Origin of the sequence: Paracoccus hibiscisoli, assembly GCF_005048265.1 — a bacterium.
GTDB lineage: Bacteria > Pseudomonadota > Alphaproteobacteria > Rhodobacterales > Rhodobacteraceae > Paracoccus > Paracoccus hibiscisoli.
In genome coordinates this window covers 19,842-45,114 of the sequence record NZ_SUNH01000005.1, presented here as the reverse complement: position 1 = coordinate 45,114, position 25,273 = coordinate 19,842, and the positions used below count along the sequence as shown (strand labels likewise).

Annotated in this window: 25 protein-coding genes; 7 read left to right on the top strand and 18 right to left on the bottom strand. The window is 69.2% G+C overall.

Going from position 1 to position 25,273, the window contains the following annotated elements; all coding sequences use genetic code 11:
* Positions 1 to 45 precede the first annotated feature (45 nt).
* The gene (locus tag FA740_RS03060) at positions 46 to 648 is read right to left on the bottom strand and encodes an MlaC/ttg2D family ABC transporter substrate-binding protein (RefSeq protein ID WP_136855313.1); all 603 of its coding nucleotides are present in this window, start codon (positions 646 to 648) and stop codon (positions 46 to 48) included.
* A complete protein-coding gene (locus tag FA740_RS03055; protein WP_246053439.1) occupies positions 638 to 1,441 on the bottom strand; it encodes an MlaA family lipoprotein in 804 nt (267 codons plus the stop codon). The genes FA740_RS03060 and FA740_RS03055 overlap by 11 nt, the downstream gene beginning before the upstream one ends.
* 121 nt (positions 1,442 to 1,562) lie before the next feature.
* Between FA740_RS03055 and FA740_RS03050 the strand changes: the two genes are divergently transcribed.
* The 3 genes from FA740_RS03050 to FA740_RS03040 all read left to right on the top strand — a co-directional run bounded on the left by FA740_RS03050 (position 1,563) and on the right by FA740_RS03040 (position 5,998).
* Positions 1,563 to 3,314 carry a type I secretion system permease/ATPase gene (locus tag FA740_RS03050; RefSeq protein WP_136855312.1) on the top strand — a complete coding sequence of 584 codons (1,752 nt, stop codon included), beginning with the start codon at positions 1,563 to 1,565 and terminating at the stop codon, positions 3,312 to 3,314.
* Positions 3,311 to 4,624, top strand: a complete 1,314-nt coding sequence (locus tag FA740_RS03045) for an HlyD family type I secretion periplasmic adaptor subunit (protein WP_136855311.1) — start codon at positions 3,311 to 3,313, stop codon at positions 4,622 to 4,624. Before FA740_RS03050 ends, FA740_RS03045 begins: the two co-directional genes overlap by 4 nt.
* A 63-nt stretch (positions 4,625 to 4,687) precedes the next feature.
* Positions 4,688 to 5,998, top strand: a complete 1,311-nt coding sequence (locus tag FA740_RS03040) for a short-chain fatty acid transporter (protein WP_136855310.1) — start codon at positions 4,688 to 4,690, stop codon at positions 5,996 to 5,998.
* A gap of 59 nt (positions 5,999 to 6,057) precedes the next feature.
* Here the strand turns inward: FA740_RS03040 and rnr are convergent, their stop codons facing one another.
* The 4 genes from rnr to FA740_RS03020 are packed head-to-tail and all read right to left on the bottom strand — an operon-like array spanning position 6,058 to position 10,619.
* Positions 6,058 to 8,298, bottom strand: coding sequence for a ribonuclease R (rnr, locus tag FA740_RS03035; RefSeq protein WP_136855309.1), 2,241 nt, complete (start codon positions 8,296 to 8,298; stop codon positions 6,058 to 6,060).
* 4 nt (positions 8,299 to 8,302) lie between these two features.
* Positions 8,303 to 8,719 (bottom strand): GNAT family N-acetyltransferase, encoded by a 417-nt coding sequence (locus FA740_RS03030; RefSeq protein ID WP_136855308.1) that lies wholly within the window; start codon positions 8,717 to 8,719, stop codon positions 8,303 to 8,305.
* Positions 8,716 to 9,852 carry a succinyl-diaminopimelate desuccinylase gene (gene dapE, locus FA740_RS03025; RefSeq protein WP_136855307.1) on the bottom strand — a complete coding sequence of 379 codons (1,137 nt, stop codon included), beginning with the start codon at positions 9,850 to 9,852 and terminating at the stop codon, positions 8,716 to 8,718. The genes FA740_RS03030 and dapE overlap by 4 nt, the downstream gene beginning before the upstream one ends.
* Positions 9,852 to 10,619: a sulfite exporter TauE/SafE family protein gene (locus FA740_RS03020; RefSeq protein ID WP_136855306.1), complete on the bottom strand. Its 768-nt coding sequence runs from the start codon at positions 10,617 to 10,619 to the stop codon at positions 9,852 to 9,854. The genes dapE and FA740_RS03020 overlap by 1 nt, the downstream gene beginning before the upstream one ends.
* A 170-nt stretch (positions 10,620 to 10,789) precedes the next feature.
* Between FA740_RS03020 and FA740_RS03015 the strand changes: the two genes are divergently transcribed.
* Together FA740_RS03015 and FA740_RS03010 are read left to right on the top strand one after the other, a co-directional pair.
* Positions 10,790 to 12,397, top strand: coding sequence for an acyl-CoA dehydrogenase family protein (locus tag FA740_RS03015; protein ID WP_420873126.1), 1,608 nt, complete (start codon positions 10,790 to 10,792; stop codon positions 12,395 to 12,397).
* An 81-nt stretch (positions 12,398 to 12,478) separates the two neighbouring features.
* A complete protein-coding gene (locus tag FA740_RS03010; protein WP_136855304.1) occupies positions 12,479 to 12,937 on the top strand; it encodes an META domain-containing protein in 459 nt (152 codons plus the stop codon).
* A gap of 5 nt (positions 12,938 to 12,942) precedes the next feature.
* On the opposite strand, the gene recO is transcribed toward FA740_RS03010, so the two are convergent.
* The 11 genes from recO to FA740_RS02955 all read right to left on the bottom strand — a co-directional run bounded on the left by recO (position 12,943) and on the right by FA740_RS02955 (position 23,013).
* On the bottom strand, positions 12,943 to 13,662 hold the full coding sequence (gene recO / locus FA740_RS03005) for a DNA repair protein RecO (protein WP_136855303.1): 720 nt from the start codon (positions 13,660 to 13,662) through the stop codon (positions 12,943 to 12,945).
* 21 nt (positions 13,663 to 13,683) lie between these two features.
* Positions 13,684 to 14,613 carry an EamA family transporter RarD gene (rarD, locus tag FA740_RS03000; RefSeq protein ID WP_136855302.1) on the bottom strand — a complete coding sequence of 310 codons (930 nt, stop codon included), beginning with the start codon at positions 14,611 to 14,613 and terminating at the stop codon, positions 13,684 to 13,686.
* A 39-nt stretch (positions 14,614 to 14,652) separates the two neighbouring features.
* A complete protein-coding gene (locus FA740_RS02995; protein WP_136855301.1) occupies positions 14,653 to 14,988 on the bottom strand; it encodes a DUF1491 family protein in 336 nt (111 codons plus the stop codon).
* Complete coding sequence (gene era / locus FA740_RS02990; RefSeq protein ID WP_136855300.1) at positions 14,981 to 15,946, bottom strand: GTPase Era; 966 nt, start codon at positions 15,944 to 15,946, stop codon at positions 14,981 to 14,983. The genes FA740_RS02995 and era overlap by 8 nt, the downstream gene beginning before the upstream one ends.
* Positions 15,943 to 16,602 (bottom strand): ribonuclease III, encoded by a 660-nt coding sequence (gene rnc, locus FA740_RS02985; RefSeq protein ID WP_409781423.1) that lies wholly within the window; start codon positions 16,600 to 16,602, stop codon positions 15,943 to 15,945. Before rnc ends, era begins: the two co-directional genes overlap by 4 nt.
* Before the next feature lie 26 nt (positions 16,603 to 16,628).
* Complete coding sequence (gene lepB, locus FA740_RS02980) at positions 16,629 to 17,420, bottom strand: signal peptidase I (RefSeq protein ID WP_136855298.1); 792 nt, start codon at positions 17,418 to 17,420, stop codon at positions 16,629 to 16,631.
* A gap of 73 nt (positions 17,421 to 17,493) precedes the next feature.
* The gene (gene acpS / locus FA740_RS02975; protein WP_136855297.1) at positions 17,494 to 17,904 is read right to left on the bottom strand and encodes a holo-ACP synthase; all 411 of its coding nucleotides are present in this window, start codon (positions 17,902 to 17,904) and stop codon (positions 17,494 to 17,496) included.
* On the bottom strand, positions 17,901 to 18,635 hold the full coding sequence (locus FA740_RS02970; RefSeq protein WP_136855296.1) for a pyridoxine 5'-phosphate synthase: 735 nt from the start codon (positions 18,633 to 18,635) through the stop codon (positions 17,901 to 17,903). Before FA740_RS02970 ends, acpS begins: the two co-directional genes overlap by 4 nt.
* 27 nt (positions 18,636 to 18,662) lie before the next feature.
* On the bottom strand, positions 18,663 to 19,487 hold the full coding sequence (locus FA740_RS02965; protein WP_136855295.1) for a 4-(cytidine 5'-diphospho)-2-C-methyl-D-erythritol kinase: 825 nt from the start codon (positions 19,485 to 19,487) through the stop codon (positions 18,663 to 18,665).
* Entirely contained in the window at positions 19,484 to 21,271 is a 1,788-nt protein-coding gene (locus FA740_RS02960) for a tetratricopeptide repeat protein (RefSeq protein ID WP_246053437.1), read from the bottom strand. Before FA740_RS02960 ends, FA740_RS02965 begins: the two co-directional genes overlap by 4 nt.
* 86 nt (positions 21,272 to 21,357) lie before the next feature.
* Complete coding sequence (locus tag FA740_RS02955; RefSeq protein ID WP_136855293.1) at positions 21,358 to 23,013, bottom strand: electron transfer flavoprotein-ubiquinone oxidoreductase; 1,656 nt, start codon at positions 23,011 to 23,013, stop codon at positions 21,358 to 21,360.
* A gap of 244 nt (positions 23,014 to 23,257) precedes the next feature.
* Between FA740_RS02955 and greA the strand changes: the two genes are divergently transcribed.
* The gene (gene greA / locus FA740_RS02950; RefSeq protein ID WP_136855292.1) at positions 23,258 to 23,728 is read left to right on the top strand and encodes a transcription elongation factor GreA; all 471 of its coding nucleotides are present in this window, start codon (positions 23,258 to 23,260) and stop codon (positions 23,726 to 23,728) included.
* A 4-nt stretch (positions 23,729 to 23,732) separates the two neighbouring features.
* A complete protein-coding gene (locus FA740_RS02945; protein ID WP_136855291.1) occupies positions 23,733 to 24,692 on the top strand; it encodes a hypothetical protein in 960 nt (319 codons plus the stop codon).
* Here FA740_RS02945 and FA740_RS02940 read toward each other — a convergent pair.
* Entirely contained in the window at positions 24,689 to 25,165 is a 477-nt protein-coding gene (locus FA740_RS02940; RefSeq protein WP_169306201.1) for a GNAT family N-acetyltransferase, read from the bottom strand. The two genes, FA740_RS02945 and FA740_RS02940, sit on opposite strands and share 4 nt — an antisense overlap.
* Positions 25,166 to 25,273 lie beyond the last annotated feature (108 nt).

The window sequence follows — 25,273 nt, the reverse complement described above, 5'->3', positions numbered from 1 at the left end:
CGCGCACCTGTCGCCATACCGGCGGCGGGCGCGTCCGGTTCCCGCTCAGCCCGCCTGCTGCAGGGCGGCGGTCAGGGCGGGCAGGCTGCCGCGTTCGCGGGCCAGCATGGCGCCGATCTCGGCGCGTTCGCTGGCCAGCATGTTCACGCCTTCGATGATGATGTTGAAATACAGATCCTGCCCCGAGCGGTTCGAGACATGCCACTCCACCTCCATCGGCGCGCGCCCGTTCAGATGCGCGACCGAGGTCACCGCGAAAAAGCTTTTCAGCGGCCGTGCGCCCGTCACCTCGATGCGCGAGCCGATGAACTCGCGGAAGCGCGCCCCGTATTTGCGCCCGACATAGCCCTGGAACGCCTGCCGATAGGCCGCGAATTCCGCCGCATCGGCCTGACGCGCCGCAGGCCCCAGGGCCGAGCGCGCGATCACGTCCACATCGGCATAGCGGGCAAAGATCGCCTCGAACTGCTGATACATCTGGGCGGCGGGCTGGCCCGAGTTGATGACCTGATACACCTCCTCCAGGGACCGGTCGATCAGGGCATGCGCGCCATTGGCGTCCAGCGCATGGGCCGGGCGCCAGGGCAGCACCGCGGCCACGCCCACGCAGGCGATCAGGCCCAGAAAGCCGCGCCGGTCAGTTCTCATAGGGGTCCAGGACCTGCGCATCGTCATAGGGGTCATAGTCGTCACCGGATTCTCCCAGGTCGTGGCGTCGGTTCATCAGCCAGATCAGCCGTGTCTGCGCATAGCTATCCGCACTGCCCCGCAGAATGCCATCCACGGTATCGCCGAACCGGGCCCGATCACCGGCTTTTGACGCCACCCGCAGCCCGAAGACCGCCCCCGCCTCGCGCCCGTCCAGCAGATGATACAGCGGATCGATCAGCAGATCGACCACCTGCCCCACCGCGTCGCGCTGTGTCGAGGGGCCCAGGACCGGCAGTTCCAGATAGGCGCCCTCGGGGACGCCCCAAACCGCCAAAGTCTCTCCGAAGTCGGTATCGCGTTCGGACAGGCCAAAGCTGTCGGTCGCCGGGTCGAAGATGCCGCCCAGACCCACCGTGCTGTTGACCGCGAAGCGCGTCAGGTTCGCGCCCGCATCGCGCGGCCGCCCCTGCAGCAGCCCGTTCACCGATTTCACCGGCAGCGACAGGTTGCGCCCGGCATTGATCACCATCTGCAGCGGGCCGATGGGCGCATCCGGGTCGCGCGGCGCCCGTTCGCCGCTGCCCCGAAGGCGGTTAGCGACCGGGGCGATCACGCGCGCATCCAGCCCCTTGTTGAAGGCGTGGACGCGGCGGTTCTGCGCCTCGAACGGGTCGTTGATGTCGATGCCCTGGGGGGTGGCGGTTTGGGGCGCGGGGGCCGGGCTGCAGGCGGCCAGCAGCGCGCAGGCCAGCAGGACGGACAGAATCGGGCGGCGGTGGCTGACGGTCAAGGAAGTCCTAACCTTTCTCTGCGAGGATCGCGGCAGGCTGGCATCAGCCTCGTGTGGTGATATGGTCGCGGCAACAGTGAGACAACCCCAGGCTTGCGGGCCGCATCAAAGGATAAGACGCATGGCAATGGGCGCCCAGTTCGTCGGTGGTGCAAGGGAACTGCGCCAAGCACGGGCGACGGGGTGGCGACTGTTTCTGGCAGTCGGTATCTTTTCTGCGGTGGTCAACCTTCTGATGCTGACCGGCCCTTTGTTCATGCTGCAGGTCTATGATCGGGTTCTCGCGTCTCGGAGCGTCGAGACGCTGACGGCATTATTCGTGCTGGTCGTCTTTCTCTTTTTGCTGATGGGGGTCATTGACGTGATCCGCGGCCGGGTGATGGGCCGGGTTGCCGCCCGGTTCCAGGACCAGATGGAGGGACGGGTCTTTGACGCTGCCCTGCGCGAAGGTGCGCTGCGCGGGGACGAGGCCCAAGCCACCGCCGGAGGAATGCGCGACCTTGATTCGGTCCAGCGGCTGATCGGGTCGCCGGTGATGCTGGCCTTCTTTGACCTGCCCTGGGCGCCGCTGTTTCTGGCGGCGATCTTCGTGTTCCACCCGGTGCTGGGGATTGTCGCAACCGTGGGCGGTGTGATTTTGGTGGCGACGACCATTCTCAACCGCGTGCTGACGCGGGCGCCCCTGCAGGGGTCCGTGCAGGCCGGGGGCCAGGCGCAGCGCATGTCCGACCTCTATCGCGACGAGGGCGAGGTGATCGGCGCCCTGGGCATGCGGGGGGCGACCTTCGCGCGGTGGCGCCTGGCGCGGTCCGAGGCGCAGGACAACACCGTCCGCGCCGCTGACGTGACCGCAGGCTTTACCGTCTTTTCGCGCACCTTCCGGCTGTTCCTGCAAAGCGCGATGCTGGCCGCGGGCGCCTGGCTGGTTCTGCGACAGGAGCTGACGCCCGGCGCGATGATCGCCAGTTCGATCGTCATGGGCCGCGCGCTGGCGCCGGTCGATCAGCTGGTCGGCGGCTGGCCCGCCGTGCAGGCCGCCCAGGATGGCTGGGCGCGGCTGGCGGGCCTTTTGTCGCGCCAGCCCGCCGATGCGCCGCGCACCGCCCTGCCCCGTCCCGAGGCCCGGCTGGAGGTGCGCAACCTGACCGTCGCCCCGCCCGGAGAGGGGCAGGCGACGCTGCGCGCGGTCAGCTTCGGCGTCGCGCCGGGCACCGCCCTGGGCGTCATCGGCCCGTCGGGGGCGGGCAAATCCACGCTGGCGCGCGCGCTGATCGGGGCCTGGCCGGTGGGCGGGGGCTCGATCCGGCTTGGCGGGGCGACGCTGGATCAGTATCACCCGGACGTGCTGGGCGCTCTGATCGGCTATCTGCCCCAGCAGGTCACCCTGTTCGACGGCACGATCGCCGAAAACATCGCGCGCCTGTCGACCAGCCCCGATCCGGACCGCGTGGTGCAGGCCGCGCGCGCGGCGGCGGCGCATCAGATGATCCTGGACCTGCCGCAGGGCTATGATACGCGCATCAGCCAGACGGCCGGGCGCCTGTCGGGCGGCCAGGTCCAGCGGATCGGGCTGGCGCGGGCCTTGTATCCCGACCCGGTGCTGCTGGTCCTGGACGAGCCGAACTCGAATCTGGACAACCAGGGGTCGGAGGCGCTGAACCAGGCGATCCGGCGGCTCAAGGCGCAGGGGGGCGCGGTCATCATCATGGCCCACCGCCCCGCCGCGATCAGCGAATGCGACACATTGCTGGTGCTGGAGGGCGGCATGCGCCGGGCCTTTGGGCCGCGCGACCAAGTACTGGAACAGATGGTGCAGAATTCAGCGCAGATCCGGCAGGCGCAAAGCGCGGGCCAGGCCGGGGGTGTCGCATGACCCGGCCCCCATCCGGCGACGGCCGCTGGCCCGTGCGCGGCCCGATCATCGCGGGCATCATCGGCGTGGTGGTGCTGGTCGGGGGGTTTGCGCTGTGGGCGACGACGACGCGCATTTCCGGCGCGGTGGTCGCCAGCGGCCAGGTCGAGGTCGAGAGCAACCGCCAGATCGTGCAGCATCCCGATGGCGGCGTGGTCCAGCAGATCGCCGTCTCCGAGGGCGCGCAGGTCGCCGCGGGAGAGCTGCTGCTGTCGCTGGACGGCACCCTGCTGCGCACCGAGCACACCATCGTCGAGGGCCAGTATTTCGAGATTCTGGCCCGCCGCGGCCGTCTGGAGGCCGAACGCGCGGACGCGCCACAGATCGGATTTGCCGACGAACTGCTGACCGCCGCCACCCGCGACCCCGCGCTGGCAGAGCTGATCGAGGGGCAGTCCAGCCTGTTCCTGACGCGGCTGGACACGCTGCGCCAGTCGCTGGACCAGTTGGCCCAGCAGTCGGATCAGATCGATTCCGAGGTGGACGGCATCGATGCGCAGATCGCAGCCTTGGCCCGCCAGCGCGACCTGATCGGTCGTGAGCTGACCGATCAGCAGACCCTGCTGGCGCGGGGGCTGGCGCAGGCCAGCCGCGTCCTTGCGCTGGAGCGCGAGGCGGCGCGCATGGACGGAGAGCTGGGATCGCTGCAGGCGGCCCGCGCCTCGGCCGCGATCCGCCAGACTGAACTGGAGATCCAGCGCCTGCGCCTGGCCGCCGAACGCCGCGAGGAGGCCGAGACGCAGCTGCGCGACCTGGGCTATCGCCAGCTGGAGCTGGCCGAACGCCGCCGCAGCCTGACCGAACAGCTGGACCGGCTGGAGATCCGCGCGCCGGTATCGGGCATCGTCTACAACATGCAGGTGACCACGCCGCGATCGGTGATCCGGCCCGCCGATCCGCTGCTGTACATCATCCCGCAGGACCGGCCGCTGGTGATCGGTGCGCGCGTCGCCACGATCAACATCGACGAGATCCAGCTGGGCCAGCCGGTCGTGCTGCGCTTTTCGGCATTCTCGTCGCGCAATACGCCCGAGATCGACGGGCGGCTGGACCGCATCTCGGCGGATGCGCTGATGGATGAGGCGACGCGCACGCCATATTACCGGGCCGAGGTGTCGATCCCGCCCGATCAGCTGGACAAGCTGGGCGGGCTGGCGCTGGTGCCCGGCATGCCGGTCGAGGTCTATATCCAGACCGGCGACCGCAGCCCGATGGCCTATCTGATGAAGCCGCTGACCGATTATTTCAATCGCGCCTTCCGCGAGAGCTGACCCGCGGTTGCGATTTCCCCCCCGCTGTCGCAGCCTGAGCGCCGCACATGGAGGAGGAACCCGATGCTGAGATTTCTGGCCAGGCCCGCGACGCGGCTGATGGAACGGTGGCTGCCCGACGCCTTCATCTTTGTCATCGTGCTGACGCTGCTGGCGGCGGCGGCGGCAATGCTGACCCAGGGCACCGACCCCGTCGATCTGGTGCGGATGTGGGGCAACGGGTTCTGGGAGCTGCTGTCCTTTGCCATGCAGATGCTGCTGGTGCTGGTGACCGGGTTCATCCTGGCCTCGTCGCCGCCGGTGCGGCGGGTGCTGCGGCGGCTGGCGGGGCTGGCCAGCAGCCGGGGCGGGGCGATCGTGCTGGTCAGCGTGGTGTCGCTGGCGGCCAGCTGGATCAACTGGGGCTTTGGCCTGGTGGTCGGCGCGATCTTTGCGCGCGAGGTCGCGCGGCTGGTGCGTGTCGATTATCGGCTGCTGGTGGCGGCGGCCTATTCGGGTTTCGTGATCTGGCATGGCGGGCTGTCGGGGTCGATCCCGCTGACCGTGGCCACGCCGGGGCATTTCACCGAGGACCAGATCGGGGTCATCGCGACCTCGGGCACGATATTTGCGGGCTGGAACCTGCTGATCGTCCTGGCGGTGGTGATCGCGGTGCCGCTGGTCAACCGCCTGATGCTGCCGCTGGAGCATGAGCAGGTGCTGATCGATCCGGACAAGCTGCGCGACCCCGAACCCGCGCCCCGTGCCGCCACCCCCACCCCCGCCGAATGGTTGGAGACCAGCCCCCTGCTGATGTATCTGATCGGCATTCCGGGTCTGGCCTGGCTGATGCTGCATTTCCTGGGCGGCGGCGCGCTGAACCTGAACGTGGTGAACTTCCTGTTCCTGTTCCTGGGCATCGTCTGCCACGGCACGCCGCGCAGCCTGCTGGTCGCGCTGGATGAGGCGGTGCGCGGGGGCGCGGGCATCGTGATCCAGTTCCCGTTCTATGCCGGGATCATGGCGATCATGGTCCAGAGCGGGCTGGCGGCCAGCCTGTCGGAGTGGTTCGTGTCGATCTCGACCGCCGAGACGCTGCCCTTCTGGAGCTTTATCGCGGCGGGGATCGTGAACATCTTTGTGCCGTCGGGTGGCGGGCAATGGGCGGTGCAGGCGCCGGTCATGCTGCCCGCGGCCGAGGCGCTTGGCGCGGATGTGGCCAAGGTGGTGATGGGGGTTGCCTGGGGCGATGCCTGGACGAACCTGCTGCAGCCGTTCTGGGCGCTGCCGATGCTGGGCATTGCCGGGCTTAAGGCGCGCGACATCATGGGGTTCTGCGTGATCCACCTGGTCGTCGTGGGCGCAGTCGTGGGCGGCATCCTGTATGTCATCTGACGGCGCCGAGGGGGGCCAGCCCCCCACACCCCCCGGGATATTTGCCTGAAGAAGAAAGGTTATTTCTTGCGGCGGCGTTTGGTGGCGCGCTTGATCTCGGCCAGGCGGGACTTGACCGCCATGCGGCCGGGGCCGCCGCGGCGGGGTTTGGCGGGGCCGCGCGGCAGTGTCGCGCCCTCCAGTTCCAGCAAGTCCAGGGTCAGGCCGCCTGTCAGGGGCAGCGCCTCGGCCAGGCGGACCAGCACGCGTTGGCCGATGCCGATCTCCAGCCCGGTGTCGCTGCCGACCAGGGTGCGGGCGTCGGGGTCGAAGTGGAAGTACTCCTGGCCGATGGCGCGGATGGGCAGCAGGCCGTCGGCGCCGGTCTCGTCCAGCTTGACGAAGGCGCCGAATTTCTGCACGCCGCTGATGCGGCCCGACATCTCGGTGCCGACGCGGTCGGCCAGGAAGGCCGCCAGATAGCGGTCGGTCGTGTCGCGTTCGGCGGCCATGGAGCGCCGTTCGGTTTCGCTGATATGGATCGCGGTTTCGGGCAGACGCTCCAGCGCGTCATCGGTCAGGCCGTCCTTGCCCCAGCCATGCGCGCTGATCAGGGCGCGGTGCACGACCAGATCCGCATAGCGGCGGATGGGCGAGGTGAAATGCGCGTAGCTTTTCAGCGACAGGCCGAAATGGCCGTAGTTTTCCGGATGGTAATAGGCCTGGGTCATGGACCGCAGCGTGCTGAGGTTGATCAGCTCGTCGAAATCGCTGCCTTCGGCCTGGGCAAGCAGGCGGTTGAGGTGGCTGGTATGCAGCACCTGCCCCTTGGCCAGCGTGAAGCCCGAGGCCTGGGCCACCTCGCGCAGCGCGTCCATCTTGTCCAGGCTGGGTTCCTCGTGGACGCGGAACAGCAGGGGGCGCTTGCGGCGGATCAGTTCCTCGGCGGCGGCCACGTTGGCCAGGACCATGAACTCCTCGATCAGGCGATGCGCGTCCAGGCGTTCGCGGAAGGCCACGGCCTTGACGCGGCCCTCGGGGGTCAGCTCGATCCGGCGTTCGGGCAGGTCCAGCTCCAGCGGCTGGCGGCGGTCGCGCGCGGATTTCAGCAGGCCGTAGGCGTGCCAGAGGGGGCGGATGACCTCATCCATCAGCGGCTCGGTCTGGGCGTCGGGGTGCCCGTCCGCCCCGGCCTGGGCCTGTTCATAGGCCAGGCTGGCGCGGCTGTTCATCACGCCGCGATGAAAGCGGTGGCCGGTCTTGTTGCCCTGCGCATCCAGGCGCATCTCGACGGCGATGACGGCGCGGTCCACGCCCTCGTGCAGCGAACACAGGTCCGCCGACAGCGCCTCGGGCAGCATCGGCACCACGCGATCGGGGAAATAGGTCGAGTTGCCGCGATTCCAGGCCTCGCGGTCCAGCGCGGAACCGGGGCGGACGTAATAGGCGACATCGGCGATGGCAACCCAGATAGTCGCGCCGCCATCCTCCTCGACAAAGGCCGCGACGGCGTCGTCGTGGTCGCGCGCATCCGAGGGGTCGATGGTCACCAACGGCAGCGGGCGCAGATCATCGCGGCCCTTGAGGGGCGCGGGCGTCGCGGCCTCGGCCTCGTCGATGGCCTTTTGGGGGAATTCGTCGGGGATGCCGTGCTGGTGGATCGCGATCAGGCTGACCGCGCGCGGGGCCGAGGGGTCGCCAAGCCGTTCGATCACGCGGGCCTGCGGCAGGCCCATGCGGTGGCGGGGGCCGATCTGTTCAGCCTGGACCAGTTCTCCGTTCTGGGCGTCCAGCGTCGCGTCGGCGCGGACGCGCCATTCCTTGTCCTGGCCCTTGTCGATGGGCAGGATGCGGCCGCCCTCGCTGTCCTTGCGGAAGATGCCGGTGATGCGGTTCGCCTGCGCCGTGATGCGGCGGATCAGGCGGGCCTGATACTGGTGATCCTCGCCCACGACCGGGATCAGGCGGCCCAGGAAGCGGTCGCCCCGCGCCAGCGCCGGATCGGCCTTGAGGGGGGCATAGAGGATGCGCGGCATCGGCCCCGTCCCCGACCATTCCAGCGGCCGCGCGAACAGGTCGCCCGAGCCGTCGGGGGCCAGCAGCTCCAACACGGTGACCGGAGGCAGCGCCTCGGCGTCCAGATAGTGGCGGCGGCGGCGTTCCAGATGGCCCTCGGATTCCAGCTCCTTGAGCAGGCGCTTCAGCTCGATGCGGGCGGCGCCCTTGATGCCGAAGGCCTTGGCGATGTCGCGCTTGGAATTGGCGTCCGGGTTGTCGGACACCCATTCGAGGATCTGGGCCTTGCTGGGAATCTGGGTCATCGGGTCACTTCAGGTTCAGGGCCATGTCGCGATGCGGGATGCCGGCGTCGTCATAGACCGGCCCCTCGGCGACAAAGCCCAGCTTTTCATAGAAACCCATCGCATGGGTCTGCGATCCAAGCCGCGCCTGACGCACGCCGCGCGCGGCCAGCGCGTCCAGCGCGGCCCGCATCAGGGTCGCGCCAAGGCCCGTGCCGCGATGGCTGGCCAGCACGCAGACGCGGCCGATCTTGCCGATGTCGTCCTTGATCAGCAGGCGGGCGGTGGCCACCGGGCGGCCGTCGTCACGGGCCAGCAGGTGGATGGCATGGGCGTCCTGGTCATCCATCTCGTCGGCCTCGGGGACCGCCTGTTCCTCGATGAAGACCGTGCGGCGCAGCGCGTGGCAGGCGGCCAGGTCGGTCGTCTCCTCGATCGTCATGCAAAGAACCTTTCCAGGATACGTTGATAGATCACCTTGAGCTGGCGGACCTGCTGGGCGGGGACACGTTCGTCCACCTGGTGCATGTGGGCACCGACCAGCCCGAATTCCACCACCGGGCAGTGATCCTTGACAAAGCGCGCGTCCGACGTGCCGCCCGAGGTCGACAGCACCGGCTGGCGGTTGGTCTCTTGCTGGACCACGCCGCGGACCATGTCGACGAAGGGACCGGGCGCGGTCAGGAAGGCCTCGCCCGAGATCTGGGCCTCGATTTCCAGCGCCACGCCTGTCTCGGCGGTGACAGCCGCCGCCCGGTCGCGCAGGCGGTCCAGCAGCCCCGCGCCGGTATGCAGGTCGTTGAAGCGGATGTTGACCACCGCCGTCGCGCGCTCCGGGATGACGTTGGACGCCGGGTTGCCGCAATCGATCGTGGTGATCTGCAGGCCCGAGGGGTCAAAATGATCCGTCCCCTGATCCAGCGGTTCGGCGGTCAGGTCGGCCAGATAGCAGGTGAGCGCATGCAGCGGGTTCAGCGCCTTGTGCGGATAGGCGGCGTGTCCCTGACGGCCCTTGGCGGCGATGGTATAGGTCGCCGATCCGCGGCGGCCGATCTTCATCATCTCGCCCATGACCTCGGGGTTCGACGGCTCCCCGACGATGCAGGCCTCCATGACCTCGCCCTGGGCCGCCATCCAGTCCAGGATCGCGATGGTGCCGTCGCGGGACGGGCCTTCCTCATCGCCGGTGATGGTCAGGATCACCGCGCCGTCGGGGGGCGTATCGCGGACAAAGTCGATCGCCGCGCAGACAAAGGCCGCGACGCCCGATTTCATGTCGGTCGCGCCGCGCCCCCAGATGACATCATCACCGTCCCAATGCCCCGAGAACGGCGGATGCGTCCATGACGCCGGATCGCCCGGCGGAACCACATCGGTATGCCCGTTGAAGCCGATGGCCCGCGCGCCCTTGGCGCCCCACCGCGCGAACAGGTTCGACGTGCCGTTGCGGTCGACGCGGTGGCACTCGAACCCCGCCTGTTCCAGCAGGGCCTGCAGCAGGACCAGGGCGCCGCCCTCCTCGGGGGTGACCGAGGGGCAGCGGATCAGGCGGGCGGTCAGGTCGGCGGCATCCATCACAGGCTCCAGAGTTCAAAGGCACGGCGAACCAGGTTCAACCCGGTCAGGATCAGCAGGATCAGCGTCCAGCGGCGGAACTGCGCGACGTCCAGCCGGTCCTGCAGCGCAAAGCCCGCCATCATCCCCGCAAACGCCGGAATGCACAGCAACGCCGACAGCGGCAGCGTCTGCGCATTCAGCAGCCCCGAGACCAGATGCGCCACGAACAGCACCACCGCCCCGATCAGAAAGACCACGCCCTGGACGCGGACCTGTTCCTTTTTATCGGTGCCGATGGACAGCAGATAGACGATCAGCGGCGGCCCCCAGATGCCCGAGATGCCGCCGTAAAGCCCGCCGATGACACCCGACCAGCCCTCGGCCCGCCGCCTGTGGCGCAGGTTCAGGACCAGCGGGCGACCCGACAGCTGCCACAGCGCGAACAGCGTGATCGGCACACCCAACAGGCCGTACATGATCCATTGCGGGATCAGCACCGCGAACCCCGCCGAGACGCAGATGAAGATGCAGACCATCACGATATGCAGGCGGAACTTGCGGGCGCTGGCCAAGGCCGGTTCCCGCCCGTCGCGCACCGCCTGCTGGATGTTGGTGAACAGCGTCGGCAGGATCATCGCCGGCAGGGCCACGGCGGCCGGCATGATCGAGCCAAAGGCCGACATCATGATCATGGGCATGGCAAAGCCCAGGGCCCCCTTCACGAAGCCCGCGAAGGCGGTGATCCCGAAGGCCGCCACGAATTGCCAGGGCTCCAGTCCGAACATGGCCGCACGCTAACCGCCGCGCCGGGAAAGGAAAAGGCCGCTTGTTCGCCGCGCAAAGGATGAATTTCAGTGCGACATATTAGGTCGCAGGAAACGCCCCTTGCGCATATTTGTTGCGCTGCAGGTGCGAAGGCCTTATCCATGCTGCAATGCCGCAAGAGGACGAATCGATGAAAGACATGCCGCACCGGTCCGAAACCGTCCTGTCCGAGCTGGACGACCTGCTGGCCCGCGCGACCGACGGCCTGCGCGCCCGCGTCAGCGCCGGGGGCCGCATCGACGCGCCGCTGCTGGAACAGCATCAGCATGCCGCCCATGCGCTGTCCTGGCTTGCGACCTATGTGTTCTCGTTGCGCCAGCTGCAGGCCTGGTCCGCGCGCGTGGACGGCCCCATCGAGGCGCTGATCACGCAGATCGGCTGGGGCGAGTACCTGACCCAGATCATGGGCGGCATCCCCATGAGCCAGACCGAATTCGCCCGCCTGTCCGATCTGGACGTCGACTGGCAGCCGTCGGACGAGGCCCGCGCCCTGATGGCCGGCAACACCCCCGAGGCGCGGGCCGAGCTGGCCGCGCTGATCGCGCGGAACAAGGGCGCCGCGACCTTCGGCGCCTCGGGCCTGGACGAGGATCTGGAGATGATCCGCGACCAGTTCCGCCGCTGGACCGACGACAAGGTCGTCCCCCACGCCCATGAGTGGCACCTCAAGGACCAGCTGATCCCGATGGAGATCATTGAGGAGCTGGCCGAACTAGGCGTCTTTGGCCTGACCATCCCCGAGGAATTCGGCGGCCTGGGCATGTCCAAGGCCGCGATGGTCGTGGTGTCAGAGGAGCTGTCGCGCGGCTATATCGGCGTCGGCTCCCTTGGCACGCGCAGCGAGATCGCGGCCGAGCTGATCCTGTGCGGCGGCACCGACGCGCAAAAGGCGCAGTGGCTCCCCCGGCTGGCCAGCGGAGAGACGCTGCCCACGGCGGTCTTTACCGAACCCAATACCGGCAGCGATCTGGGCGCGCTGCGCACCCGCGCCGTCCGCGATGGCGACGATTGGGTGGTGACCGGCAACAAGACCTGGATCACCCATGCCGCGCGCACCCATATCATGACGCTGCTGGCGCGCACGGACCCCGACACGACCGATTATCGCGGCCTGTCGATGTTCATCGCCGAAAAGACGCCGGGCACCGATGCCGACCCCTTCCCCACCCCCGGCATGACCGGCGGCGAGATCGAGGTCCTGGGCTATCGCGGCATGAAGGAATACGAGATGGCCTTTGACGGGTTCCGCGTGGATGGCGCGAACCTTCTGGGCGGAGAGACGGGCCGCGGCTTCAAGCAGCTGATGGAGACGTTCGAATCCGCGCGCATCCAGACCGCCGCCCGTGCCATCGGGGTGGCGCAGAACGCGCTGGAGCTGGGGCTGCAATACGCGCTGGACCGCAAGCAGTTCGGCAAGCCTTTGGCCGCGTTCCCGCGCGTGGCTGACAAATTGGCGATGATGGCTGTCGAAATCCTGATCGCGCGGCAGCTGACTTATTTCAGCGCGTGGGAAAAAGATCACGGTCACCGCTGCGACGTGGAGGCCGGGATGGCCAAGCTGCTGGGCGCCCGCGTCGCCTGGTCGGCGGCGGACAATGCGCTGCAGATCCACGGTGGCAACGGTTTCGCGCTGGAATACCAGATCAGCCGCGTGCTGTGCGACGCCCGCATCCTGAACATCTTCGAGGGCGCGGCCGAGATCCAGGCCCAGGTGATCGCGCGTCGTCTGCTGGGATGATGCGCGGGCGGGCTGGATCGATCGGCGGAATGGCGCTAGACCACCTCAGCCCCGCTTGTCTGCGCCCATAGGAGCCTGCCCATGTCCTTCACGATCCGACCCGCCCTTGCCCTGGCCGCCATCGCCACGCTGACCCTGGCCGCGTGCGAGACGACGCCCGCCGGCGATCCGATGGGCGGCATTCCCGCCAATGATTACGTGCTGGTGGGCATCGGCAACGGCACCGTGCCGCTGCGCAACATCACCCTGACCACCCGCCCCGAAGGCGTGTCGGGCCGCGGCCCCTGCAACGGCTATGCCGCCCGGAACACCGTGCCCCTGCCCGCCGTGGCCTTTGAGCCGCTGCAGACCAGCGGCGTGTCCGGCTGCGCTGACGAGGCCGTCGAACAGCGGTTCTTCCAGGCGCTGCAGCAGGCGACCGAGATGGAGTATTACGGCGGCGTCCTGCGCATCAAGGGCCCGACCTGGCTGATCTTTGAAAGCGGCCGCCCGGCGGAATCCGCGACCGACGCCCTGTCGGCGGCACGCGGCAACCAGTAAGGCCCTCAGCGGTCTAGCAACCGCCGCATCAGCCGGCCCCGCGCGGCCGGCAAAGGGCGCCCGACCAGATCGGGCGCCAGCCGATGTTCCAGAAAATGCCCGGTGATGGCCAGCCCCTCGGCCAGATCGCGCCCCCGGTTGTCGCCCGCCCCGCCCAGCATCGCGGGCAGCGGCAGCAGCCGGTCGGCCCAGTCCCCCGCCCCCTCGCGGCTGACCGCCCGGCCCGTGCGCGGGCTGACATAGGCCAGCCCCTCGGTCGCGCCGGTCACCGCGCAGGCCGACAGGTCAAGCCCGTATCCCATCTCGTCCAGCAGCAGCATCTCCCAGGCCAGATAGGTCTGCGGCCAGTCCGCACCCGCCTCGATCAGGTCCAGCAGCGCCTCGGTCCGGGCCACCAGAAGGGGATGCGGATCGCGTTCCGGCAGGGCAAAGACCAGCAGCGCGCAGATCGCGTTCAGCCCCGCCAGCGCGGTCTGATCGCCCATCAGCCCGGCGCGCATCCGCACCGGTTCCGCCGTGAAGCTGCCCAACTGATCGGCCTGCCGCGCCCGCCAGCGCAGCGACAGCCGCGCCCCCGGCTGCAGCATCGCGGCGCGTTTCTGCGACGCGCCGCCCGGCACGACGCCCGCATGGCGCCCGTGTTCCAGGGTCAGCACGTCGATGATGACCGCCGTCTCGCCATGCGGGCGGCGGGCGATCACGGTGCCGTCGGCCTGCCATTCCATCGGCGCCCCCGCTTGCCGTGCCTATTGCATGCGCCGCGCGGCCAGATCGCGGCGGTCGCGGCGGCGCTGCCCCGCCTGACGCAGCAGCGTCACCGAATAGATCGCCAGCGCCGCCCAGATCAGCGGAAAGGCCACCAGCCGCGCCCCGTCAAAGGGTTCGCCGAAGATCAGCACCGCGCACAGGAAGATCATCGTCGGCGCAATATATTGCAGGATGCCAATGGTGGACAGGCGGATCAGCTTGGCCCCGTTGGCATAGAACAGCAGCGGAATGGCCGTGACCGGCCCGCAGCCCAGCAGCAGCAGGGTCTGCGCCCAGCCCCCGCTGGTGAAATGCGACTGGCCCTGGACGGCCTGCCAGATCAGGAACCCGCCGGCCAGCGGCGCCAGCAGCAGCACCTCCAGCGTGAAGCCCTGATTGGGGCCAAGCGGCAGGCTCTTCTTGCAATAGGCATAGAACCCCCAGGACAGGGTCAGCCCGATCGCGACCAGCGGCAGGCTGCCCGCCTGCGCGGTCAGGATGATGACGGCCGTGGCCGCCAGCGCGATTGCCGCGAACTGGCCGCGCGACAGCCGTTCGCCCAGCAGGGTCGCGCCCAGAAGGACGCTGAACAGCGGGTTGATGTAATAGCCCAAGGCCGCGTCCATCGCCTGATCGTTGGCGATGGCCCAGACATAGATCAGCCAGTTGACCGAGATCAGCATCGCCGTCAGCGCCCCCATCGCCAGCAGGCGCGGCTGGCGCAGGGCCTGGCCGACCTCGGCCGCGCGGCCCTGCCACAACAGGACGGCGGCGGCGATGGGCAGCGACCAGATGATGCGATGGGCGATGATCTCGGCGGCGGGCAGATGGGCCAGCGCCTTCATGTAGATGGGCAGAAACCCCCACAGCCCATAGGCCGCGATGGCATAGACGAGGCCCTTGGGCGAATCACTCTGCGGGATGCTCATGCCAGATGCATATTCTGCAACGGCACCCCCCGCCAGAGGTCAGAACAACCCGTCCTGATCCAGCAGGGTGCGCCCATCGCGCGCCTCGATCTCCAGCACCCACAGATCGCGGTCGCGGGACCGCTGGCGGGCGATGGCGGCGTCGATGTCGCGTTCGGGGCCGGTCTGCACCGCGACCCAGGGGCGCGTGTCGCTGTCCATGTCCCATTCGCGCATCCACAGCGCGGCGGTGCCGTCCAGATGCGCGCATTTCACCGCGATGGCGCCCGCCGTGTCGTCACCGCGCGCCAGCACATAGGCGGGGATGCTGGCCTGGGCCAGCCGCGCCAGATAGGCCGCGACCCACAGGGACGCGGCCAGACGGATATCAGCCATCGCCGTCGCGGAAGTTCAGGCCGATCTCGTCATAGCGTTCGGCCTCGTTCTCCCAGTTCTCGCGGACGCGGACCTGCAGGAACAGGTGGACGCGGCGGCCCATGAACTCCTCCAGCTCGACGCGGGCAGCCTGGCCCACGGCCTTGATCGTCTCTCCGCCCTTGCCCAGCACGATGCCCTTGTGGCCCTGGCGGGCGACATAGACGACCTGTTCGACGCGGGCGCTGCCGTCGTCCTTTTCCTCCCAGGCCTCGGTTTCCACCGTCAGCTGATAGGGGATCTCCTCGTGCAGGCGCAGGGTCAGCTTTTCGCGGGTGATCTCGGCGGCGATCATGCGCATGGGCAGGTCGGCGATCTGATCCTCGGGGTACAGCCACGGGCTCTCGGGCAGGCTGCGGGCCAGCCAGCCGCGCAGCTGCTGGCAGCCATGGCCGCGCATGGCAGAGATCATGAAGGTCTCGGCAAAGGGATAGGCCTCGTTCAGCTGCTGGGACAGGGCCAGCAGGGTCTCGGCCTTGACGCGGTCGATCTTGTTGATGATCAGCGCGACGGGGGTGCCCTTGCCCAGGTTGGTCAGCTGATCCAGGATCGCCTGCGTGCCGTCGGTCAGGCCGCGATGCGCCTCGATCAGGACCAGCACGATATCGGCATCCGATGCCCCGCCCCAAGCGGCGGCGACCATGCTGCGGTCCAGGCGGCGGCGCGGGCGAAAGATGCCCGGCGTGTCCACGAACACGATCTGCGCAGGGCCGTGCATGGCGATGCCGCGGATGCGGGCGCGGGTGGTCTGGACCTTGTGGGTTACGATGCTGACCTTGGCGCCGACCATCTGGTTCAGCAGCGTCGATTTCCCGGCATTGGGTTCGCCGATCAGGGCCACGAAACCGGCCCGGGTCGGGCCGTCATCGGGCGGCGAGGCGGGCTCGGGGGGCAGGTCGGGGGTGATGTCGTCGGTCATGTCTGTCCTTCCAGCCGATCCAGCAGCGATTGCGCGGCGGCCTGTTCAATGCTGCGCTTGGTGCCCGTGCCGCGGGCCTGCGCGTGGCGGCCATCCTCCAGCCGGACGGTGATCAGAAAGACCGGCGCATGGTCGGGACCGCTGCGGTCGGTCTGCTCGTATACGGGTGGCGGCATGCCTTGGGCCTGGGCCCATTCCTGCAGGGCGGTCTTGGCGTCGCGGCTGTCGGCATCGACGCGGGCCAGCCGCGGCGCCCAGTGGCGCAGCACGACCCGGCGCGCGGCATCAAAACCCGCATCCAGATAGACGGCGGCCAGCACGGCCTCCATCGCATCGGCCAGCAGGGCGTCCTTGCGGCGGCCGCCCGACAGCATCTCGGACCGGCCCAGCTTCAGCACCTCGCCCAAGGACAGGTCGCGGGCGACGGCGGCGCAGGTCTCTCCGCGCACCAACGCGTTATAGCGGGGCGCCAGCTGGCCTTCGGTGGCGGCGGTGTCGGCGCTGAACAGCGCCTCGGCCATGACCAGGCCCAGGACGCGGTCGCCCAGGAATTCCAGCCGCTGGTTGTCGGGCCGCGTGACGCTGGCGATCGAGCCATGCGTCAGCGCGCGGATCAGCAGCTCGGGTCGCGCGAAATCGTGCCCCAGCCGGGCCATGAAGGCCCGGATGTCCGACGAGGGCGTCACTCCACCGCCTTGAAGAAGCGGTCGGACCGCCAGGTCCAGAAATACAGCAGCGAGCGCCCCGCCGACGAGAACATGATCCGGTCCGCGCGCCCGATCAGGAATTCGGACGGAACAAAGCCCAGGCCGCCGATCTCTGCGGGAAAGCGGCTGTCCTCGGAATTGTCGCGGTTGTCGCCCATGAAGAAATACTGGCCCGCAGGCACGGTGAAGGTCGGCGTGTCGTCGGCCACCCAGCCATCCATGATGTTCAGCACGTCATGGCTGTTGCCGCCGGGCAGGGTCTCGGTGAAGCGTTCCTTGATGCACTGGCCGCCCTCGGGGACCGGGTCGTTGATGCAGCGCGGGATCAGGCCCTGCGGGCCCTGCTGTTCCTTGATCTCGATGAAATCGCCGACGGGGGCGGTGGGGGCGGGTTCGCCGTTGATCCACAGCCGGCCGCCGCGCATCTGGATCGTGTCGCCGGGCAGGCCGATCACGCGCTTGATGAAATCGACGTTGCGGGTGGGGTGGCGGAACACCGCGACCTCTCCGCGCTGCGGCTCGCGCTCCAGGATGCGGCCGCTGATGGGGCACATCGAGAACGGGCAGCTATGCGCGGAATAGCCATAGGCCATCTTGTTGACGAACAGGAAGTCGCCGATCAGCAGCGTGTCCTTCATGCTGCCCGAGGGAATCCAGAACGGCTGAAAGAACAGCGTGCGGAAGATGCCGGCGATCACCAGCGCCCAGAAGATGGTCTTGACCGTCTCCCAGATGCCGTCTTTCTTCTTGGGTGCCGCTGTGGCCATTCCGCGTGGTCCTTTTTGTCCCGGGGCCGCGCCCCTGCATCCGGGCGTTCATGGTCCGGGGGGCGGTGAAAAGTCAAGCAGGCGCAGGGCCCGGACGCGCCTCGATCACCACGAAGGCCTGCGCCCAGGGGTGGTCGTCGGTCAGGGTGACATGCACGATGGCGTGATGGCCGGGCGGTGTCATCGCCGCCAGTCGGTCCGCGGCCCAGCCCGTCAGCGCCATGACCGGCTGTCCACTGGTCAGGTTCGTCACCGCCATGTCGCGCCAGCTGATGCCCATGGCCAGCCCCGTGCCAAGCGCCTTGGAGCAGGCCTCCTTGGCGGCCCATCGTTTGGCCAGCGTGCCCGCCTCATCGGCGCGGCGGGCAGCCTTGGCCAATTCGGTGTCGGTAAAGACGCGGGTGCGGAACCGGTCGCCGAACCGGTCCAGCGTGCCCTGGATGCGGTCGATATTGGCCAGATCCGTGCCGATCCCCAGGATCATGGGCGTGCGGCATCCATGCGGGCGCGCATCTCGCGGATGGCACCGTCCAGCCCCATAAACACCGATTCCGAGATCAGGAAATGCCCGATGTTCAGCTCTGCGATCTGGGGAATTGCGGCGATGGGGCCGACGGTGTCGAAGGTCAGGCCGTGGCCCGCATGAACCTCCAGCCCCAGGCTGTGGGCCAGCGCGGCCCCCTCGCGCAGGGCGTCCAGTTCGGCGTCGCGTTCGGCGTGGCGGCCTTCGGTATCCAGATCGCAATAGGCGCCGGTATGCAGCTCGACCACCGCGGCGCCGATGCGGGCGCTGGCGCGGATCTGGTCGGGCTGGTGGCCGATGAACAGCGACACCCGGCAGCCCGCCTCGCGCAGCGGCGCGATATAGGCGGCCAGCGCATCCGCGTTGCCCGCGACGTCCAGGCCGCCCTCGGTCGTGCGCTCCTCGCGCTTTTCGGGGACGATGCAGACGGCGTGCGGGCGGTGGCGCAGGGCGATGGCCTGCATCTCGGGCGTGGCGGCCATCTCGAAGTTCAGCGGCAGGGTCAGGCCCGCCATCAGCGCGTCTATATCGGCGTCGCTGATATGGCGGCGATCCTCGCGCAGATGGGCGGTGATGCCGTCCGCGCCCGCGGCCTCGGCCAGCAGGGCGGCGCGCAGCGGGTCCGGCCACGGAGAGCCGCGCGCATTGCGGATGGTGGCGACGTGGTCGATATTGACGCCAAGGCGCAGCATGGGGTCCTCCGGATTGCTGGCGGCAGTCTAGCGGGGGGCGGGGGCGGATGCCAGTTCGGTTGGCACCGCCCACCAGCCGTTGCGCGCAAGCGCCGCAGCGGCCCGCGACGCCGCGCCCGCATCCGCGAACAGCCCGAAACAGGTCGCCCCCGATCCCGACATGCGCGCCAGCCGCGCGCCCTGTGCGGACAGCGCGTCCAGCACCTGGGCGATGATAGGGGCCGCGGCGATGGCCGGGGCTTGCAGGTCGTTGCGCGTGCCCGCCAGCCAGCCGATCAGCGCGTCGGCATCGGCAAAAGTCGGGATGGGCGGCAGGGGCGCATTGTCGCGCTGCGCAAGCCCGGCAAAGATCGCAGGCGTGGGCACGGCGACGCGCGGATTGACCAGCACCATGTGCAGCGCGGGCAAGGGCGGCAGCGGGGTCACGACCTCTCCGATGCCCTGCATCCGCGCGGGGCGGCTGGCCAGGCAGACTGGCACATCCGCGCCAAGGCGTTCGGTCCGGTCGGGCAGCGGGTGGCCCATCCGCGCCAGCCCACGCAGCACCGCCGCCGCATCGGCGGACCCGCCCCCGATCCCCGAGGCGACAGGCAGCGCCTTTGTCAGCCGGATCGCGGCCTGCCCCCCCGCCAGACGCGCGGCGCGCAGGCACAGGTTGTCGTCCCCGGCCTCCAGCCCCGCCGCGAAGGGGCCGTCGATGGTCAGGGACAGCGGGCCGGGGGTCAGCGTGACGACATCGCCCACGGCGGCGAAACAGACCAACGAATCCAGCAGGTGATAGCCGTCGCCCCGCCGCCCCGTCACATGCAGCGCCAGGTTCAGCTTGGCCGGTGCGCCTTCGGTCAGGGTCATTCGGTCGCGTCGGCCTCGGTCTGCGGCGATTGGCTCGGGGCGCTGGCCACGGGGCCGTCCTCCTCGGCCATGACGGCCTCCAGCCCGCGATCCAGCTTGGCGCGGATGCGGTCGGCATCGACCTCGCCGCTTTCGGCGGGTTCCAGCGACAGGGCGCGGCGCCACTGGATCTGCGCCTCGCGATAGCGGCCCACCATCCAGTAGATGTCGCCCAGATGGTCGTTGACCAGCGGGTCGGATGCCATCGTAGCGATCGACTGCTCCATCGGGGCCACCGCGTCCTGATAGCGGCCAAGCCGGAAATAGGCCCAGGCCAGGCTGTCCAGGATATAGCCGTCGCCGGGCGACAGCTCGACCGCGCGCTTGATCATCTCCAGGGCGCGGTCCAGATTCTGGTTCCGGTCGATCCAGGAATAACCCAGATAATTTAGCAGGCTGGCCTGATCGGGCCGGATCTCCAGCGCGGCCAGCAGGTCGGCCTCGGCACGCTCGAACTGGCCCGACCGCTCCAGCGCGATGCCGCGCGCGTAAAGCGGGAACCAGCGCGCCTGAGGCGGCGCATCGGCCAAGAGGTCCAGCGCCCGGTCATAGCTGGGCACGGCCTCGGCATATTTCTCCTGCTGGCGCATCACGTCGCCAAGCGCGACCCAGGACTGCGCCAGTCCCGGATAGGCCGAGGACAGCGCCAGCGCGGCCTTTTCGGCCTCCTCGCGGCGGTCGGCGCGCGACAGGGCGTCGATGCGCGACAGCTCGGCCTGGGGGCGCATCTGGCCCATGCGGCGCACGGCGTCGAATTCGGCCTCGGCCAGGTCGAACTGCTGGCGGTCCTGCAGCAGCTGCGCGGACATCAGCCGCGCCTCGGGGTTCTGGGGGGCGATCCAGGCCGCCAGGCGCGCGTGGATCAGCGCCAGCGGCTCGGGGTCGGGGCTGCTGGCCAGGGCCGAGGCAAAGGACAGCAGCAGATGCGCGATGCCGTCGCCCGGGCCCGCCACCACGTCGAAGGGCACGGGCTGGCCCTGCTCCAACCGCTGGCGCAGGGCCAGCAGCTGCGGCTCGGCCTCCAGCCCCTCGATGTCGGACAACAGCGCCAGCGCCTCGTCCTGGCGATCCAGCTGCGACAGGATCTGCACGCGGGCGGTCAGGCCCATCAGATGGCCGCTGGCCTCCGATTGCAGGATCAGGCGGTCGGCGGCCTCATAGTCGCCGGCCAGCGCCCGGGCCAGCGCCAGGTGATAGTTCACGATGGGGGCCAGCGCCTCGCCCGCCGTCATCGCCTCGAAGGCGGCGACGGCATCGGTGGCGCGCCCCGCGCCCAGCAGGGCCCAGGCCCGGATGGTGCCGTCCATCAGGTCCTGCTCCAGCGGCAGGTCGGGGCTGCGATTGGCCTCGATCAGGTCGATGACGCCCTGCCAATCCTCGGCCCGGATCAGCTGGGCGCGGCGCAAGAGGCCCGCCAGCTCGGTCGGGCGCTCCTCCAGGAACAGGCGTTCGGCCATGACCGCCGCCCGCTCGACCTCGCCGGACGAGGCCAGCGCGACCAGCGCGCTGTCCTGCAGATAGACGTCCTGGGGATCATGCGCCGAAGCCTGCACGAAATAGCGTGCGGCGGCGCGGAAATCGTTCTCGACCGTGGCCATGCGGGCGGCCAGATAGGGTCCGGCCAGGCCGCGGATCGGCGGCGCGGCAGCGGTGTCCTGCGCCAGGACCGGCAGCGCGGTGGCCCCCATCAGCCCGGCGATCAGGGCCAGGCGCAGCAGGGTGGGACGGGGGCGGATCTGGGTCACGAGGCACTTCCGGACGTTCACGTTTGCGTTGCGTCCAGCGTAACGGGCGGGGCGGGGGCAAGCAACGCCCCCGCCCCCCGGTTTCATCACATGTTCGGGTAGTTCGGCCCGTCGCCGCCCTGCGGTGTGGTCCAGACGATGTTCTGGCTGGGGTCCTTGATATCGCAGGTCTTGCAGTGGACGCAGTTCTGGAAATTGATCACGAAACGCGGGCCCTGCGCATCCTCGACCACCTCATAGACGCCCGCGGGGCAGTATCGCTGCGCGGGTTCGGCGTATTCCGGCAGGTTGACCGCGATAGGCACCGACGCATCGCGCAGCCGCAGGTGGCAGGGCTGATGCTCCTCGTGGTTGGTAAAGCTGAAGGCCACGTTGGTCAGCCGGTCAAAGGACAGCTTGCCGTCCGGGCGGGGATAGTCGATCGGCTTGTGATCGGCGGCCTTGCCGGTGGCGGCGGCATCGGATTTGCCGTGGCTCCAGGTGCCAAGCGGGTTCCAGCCGGTCAGGTTCGCGGTCCACATGTCCACCGCGCCCAGCATCAGGCTGGCCGACAGGCCCATGCGTGACCAGATCGGTTTCACGTTGCGGACCTTCTTGAGGTCCTTGCCGATGTCGCCGGTCCGCACGGCCTGATCGTAATCGGTCAGCCGGTCGCCCTCGCGGCCCGCCCTGATCGCGGCGGCGGCGGCATCGGCGGCCTCGATCCCCGAGATCATCGCATTGTGGTTGCCCTTGATGCGCGGCACGTTGACCATGCCCGCCGAACAGCCCAGCAGCACGCCGCCGTCGAAGGACAGCTGCGGCAGCGACTGCCAGCCGCCCTCGCTGATGGCGCGGGCGCCATAGCTGATGCGCTTGCCCCCCTCCAGCAGCTCGGCCACCATCGGATGGTGCTTGAAGCGCTGGAACTCCATGTACGGATACAGGTGCGGGTTCTCATAGTTCAGGTGGACGACGAAACCGACCAGCACCTGGTTGTTCTCGAAGTGATAGATGAAGCTGCCGCCGCCCGCATTCTTGCCCAGGGGCCAGCCCATCGTGTGAATGACGCGGCCCTGCTTGAACTTCTCCGGGGAAACCTCCCAGATCTCCTTCATGCCCAGGCCGTATTTCTGCGGATCGCCCGTGGCCGACAGGTTCAGCCGCGCGTCGATCTGCTTGGCCAGGCTGCCGCGCACGCCCTCGGCGATGAAGACATATTTGCCATGCAGCTCCATCCCCGGCTCATAGCCGTCGCCGGGCGTGCCGTCGGGGTTGCAGCCGAATTCGCCCGCGACGACGCCCTTGACCCGGTCGCCCTCCCAGACCACCGCACTGGCGGCCATGCCGGGAAAGATCTCGACGCCCAGGGCCTCGGCCTGTTCGGCCAGCCAGCGGCAGACATTGCCCATGCTGACGATGTAGTTGCCGTGGTTCGACATCAGCGGCGGCATCGGCCAGTTCGGCACGCGGACCTGCCCCGCCTCGCCCAGGACATAGAAATTGTCCTCGGTGACCGGGGTGGTCAGCGGCGCGCCGCGCTCCTTCCAGTCGGGGATCAGCCGGTCCAGCCCGCAGGGGTCCAGCACCGCGCCCGACAGGATATGGGTGCCGACCTCGGACCCCTTTTCCAGCACGACGACGGACAGGTCGGGGTCGACCTGCTTCAACCGGATCGCGGCGGACAGGCCCGCAGGCCCGGCGCCCACGATCACGACGTCGTATTCCATCGATTCGCGGCTGATGTCCGTCTGATCGGTCATGTGCTGGGGCCCCCTCCGTGGCAATCTGGCGTTGTCCACAGATAACCAGACCGGGCGGCGGGGGCAATCGTGACGCGGCGGTGGATTGCGCGCGACAGGCTCCCGCGCCGGATGCAGGCTTGCATTAGGCGGCGTTTTGGGCACCATGTCCCCCGATCAGCTTCGCGCCCCTGCCATATCGCTATGGCAGGGGCGTTGGCTTGGCACCCGCAGGACGAACGCATCCCGGAAGGACAGGGCAGCGATGGAAAAGATACCGATGACCCCGACAGGCGTCCAGAACCTGGAGCGAGAGCTGGGCGTTCTGAAATCCAAGGAACGGCCCGCCATCATCCGCGCCATCGCCGAGGCGCGCGAACATGGCGATCTGTCGGAAAACGCCGAATACCACGCCGCCCGCGAAAAGCAGGGCTTTGTCGAGGGCCGCATCAAGGAGCTGGAGGCCCTGCTGTCGCGCGCCGAGGTCATCGACCCCTCCAAGCTGTCGGGCAGCGTCAAGTTCGGCGCCCGCGTCAAGCTGATCGATGAGGATACCGAGGAAGAGCGCAACTATCAGATCGTCGGAGAGGCCGAGGCCGATATCGAACGCGGCCTGCTGAACATCCGCTCTCCTCTGGCGCGCGCGCTGATCGGCAAGGATGAGGGCGACAGCGTCGAGGTCACCACCCCCGGCGGGCAGCGCAGCTACGAGATCGTCGAGATCCGTTACGGATGACCCCATGTCCCTGATCGCACGCATCGCCAGCCTTTCGAACCGCGACCGCATCACCACGGTCGGCATGGCCCTGACCGGCATCTGGCTGTTCCTGATGGCGCTGTTCTGGCTGTTGGGGCCCGCGGCGCCATCCGACAGCCCGGGCGGCGTCGCGCGCCTGGTCCTGACCATGGGGATGGTGCTGCCCGTGGCGCTGATCTGGCTGGGCGTGTCGCTGGCCCGCCAGCTGGCCGAGCTGCGCGCCGAGGCGCAGGACCTGCGCGCCCGCCTGGCCCAAATGCGCGGCGACACGTCCCTGGACGAGGACCTGCCCCTCTCCGACCTGCCCCCGCAGGACCCGGCCATGCCCGATGACGCCCGGGCCGAGCCTGCGCAATCCAGGGCAGAACCCGCATCGCGCGGCGATGCGCCCCGCCCCCGCGCGCCTCTGCCCAAGGCCCGCCCGACCGCCGATCAGCGTCAGGCCGCCCTGCGCCTGGACCCGCAGGGCGAATCGGTCGATCCGGTGACCCTGATCCGGGCGCTGAACTTTCCCGACGGGCCGGACGATCACGACGCCATCGACGCGCTGCGCCACGCGCTGCAGGACCCGGCCCATTCGCGCGTCCTGCGGGCCGCGCAGGATGTCGTCACGCTGATGGCCGGGCGCGACGTCTATATGGACGATCTGCCGCCGGAATCGGCGCGCCCCGATGTCTGGCGCCGCTTTGCCGCGGGCGAACGCGGCAGCGCGGTCGCCGCGCTTGGCGGCATCCACAACCCCGACGCGCTGGAGATCGCCGCCGCCATGCTGGCCGAGGACGAGATCTTTCGCGACACGGCGCATCATTTCCTGCGCCATTTCGACGGGTTGCTGGCCGGGCTGGTCCCCGCGCTGGACGACATGCAGATCGCGGTTCTGGCCGACAGCCGGTCGGCGCGGGCCTTCATGCTGCTGGGGCGGGTGTCGGGGGTCTTCGGCTAGGCCGCCAGGCGCAGCACATGGACCTGCCCCCACCAGGGCAGGCCATAGCGCCCGACGGCCTGCGCCTCGAACCCGATATCGGCATAGAAGGCCAGCGCGCCCCGGTTGCGGGCGCGCACCTCGGCCCGCAGGCCAGGCCGCGCGGCGCCCTGCGCCAGATGGCGGGCATGGGCCACCAGCGCGCGCCCGACACCCTGTCGCGGCAGGCGCACCGCCAGCCCGTCGATCACCAGATCCCCCGTCGCGGGGGCGGCGCGAAACAGCCAGCCGGGCCAGCCCACGCCCCCGTCGGCAAACCCACCCGCCGCATCGCGCAGCCCCATCACGCCAACCACCGCCCCCGCCGCATCCACGGCCACCAGCCCATGCCCCGCATGGACCCGCTGCGGCCAGCCACCGCGCCCGAAATGCGCGCGCCACAACGCCGCCGCGGCAGGCAGCAGGGGCGCGGGAATGGGGTGCAGGATCTGCATCGGCTGGCCTTGTCTTGCCTTGCGCGTCGTGCAAGCAAGGTGGCGCGAAACGCAGCCAGACGAAAGCGCCATGTCCCCCGCCCCCGAACCCCGCCCCCGGAACCGGCA

Coding starts and splice junctions, on each gene's coding strand:
- FA740_RS03060 (WP_136855313.1), bottom strand. CDS start 648: ATGAGAACTGACCGGCGCGGCTTTCTGGGCCTGATCGCCTGCGTGGGC.
- FA740_RS03050 (WP_136855312.1), top strand. CDS start 1,563: ATGGCAATGGGCGCCCAGTTCGTCGGTGGTGCAAGGGAACTGCGCCAA.
- FA740_RS03045 (WP_136855311.1), top strand. CDS start 3,311: ATGACCCGGCCCCCATCCGGCGACGGCCGCTGGCCCGTGCGCGGCCCG.
- FA740_RS03040 (WP_136855310.1), top strand. CDS start 4,688: ATGCTGAGATTTCTGGCCAGGCCCGCGACGCGGCTGATGGAACGGTGG.
- rnr (WP_136855309.1), bottom strand. CDS start 8,298: ATGACCCAGATTCCCAGCAAGGCCCAGATCCTCGAATGGGTGTCCGAC.
- FA740_RS03030 (WP_136855308.1), bottom strand. CDS start 8,719: ATGACGATCGAGGAGACGACCGACCTGGCCGCCTGCCACGCGCTGCGC.
- dapE (WP_136855307.1), bottom strand. CDS start 9,852: ATGGATGCCGCCGACCTGACCGCCCGCCTGATCCGCTGCCCCTCGGTC.
- FA740_RS03020 (WP_136855306.1), bottom strand. CDS start 10,619: ATGTTCGGACTGGAGCCCTGGCAATTCGTGGCGGCCTTCGGGATCACC.
- FA740_RS03015 (WP_420873126.1), top strand. CDS start 10,790: ATGAAAGACATGCCGCACCGGTCCGAAACCGTCCTGTCCGAGCTGGAC.
- FA740_RS03010 (WP_136855304.1), top strand. CDS start 12,479: ATGTCCTTCACGATCCGACCCGCCCTTGCCCTGGCCGCCATCGCCACG.
- recO (WP_136855303.1), bottom strand. CDS start 13,662: ATGGAATGGCAGGCCGACGGCACCGTGATCGCCCGCCGCCCGCATGGC.
- rarD (WP_136855302.1), bottom strand. CDS start 14,613: ATGAGCATCCCGCAGAGTGATTCGCCCAAGGGCCTCGTCTATGCCATC.
- FA740_RS02995 (WP_136855301.1), bottom strand. CDS start 14,988: ATGGCTGATATCCGTCTGGCCGCGTCCCTGTGGGTCGCGGCCTATCTG.
- era (WP_136855300.1), bottom strand. CDS start 15,946: ATGACCGACGACATCACCCCCGACCTGCCCCCCGAGCCCGCCTCGCCG.
- rnc (WP_409781423.1), bottom strand. CDS start 16,602: ATGGCCCGGCTGGGGCACGATTTCGCGCGACCCGAGCTGCTGATCCGC.
- lepB (WP_136855298.1), bottom strand. CDS start 17,420: ATGGCCACAGCGGCACCCAAGAAGAAAGACGGCATCTGGGAGACGGTC.
- acpS (WP_136855297.1), bottom strand. CDS start 17,904: ATGATCCTGGGGATCGGCACGGATCTGGCCAATATCGACCGCATCCAG.
- FA740_RS02970 (WP_136855296.1), bottom strand. CDS start 18,635: ATGCTGCGCCTTGGCGTCAATATCGACCACGTCGCCACCATCCGCAAT.
- FA740_RS02965 (WP_136855295.1), bottom strand. CDS start 19,487: ATGACCCTGACCGAAGGCGCACCGGCCAAGCTGAACCTGGCGCTGCAT.
- FA740_RS02955 (WP_136855293.1), bottom strand. CDS start 23,013: ATGACCGATCAGACGGACATCAGCCGCGAATCGATGGAATACGACGTC.
- greA (WP_136855292.1), top strand. CDS start 23,258: ATGGAAAAGATACCGATGACCCCGACAGGCGTCCAGAACCTGGAGCGA.
- FA740_RS02945 (WP_136855291.1), top strand. CDS start 23,733: ATGTCCCTGATCGCACGCATCGCCAGCCTTTCGAACCGCGACCGCATC.
- FA740_RS02940 (WP_169306201.1), bottom strand. CDS start 25,165: ATGCAGATCCTGCACCCCATTCCCGCGCCCCTGCTGCCTGCCGCGGCG.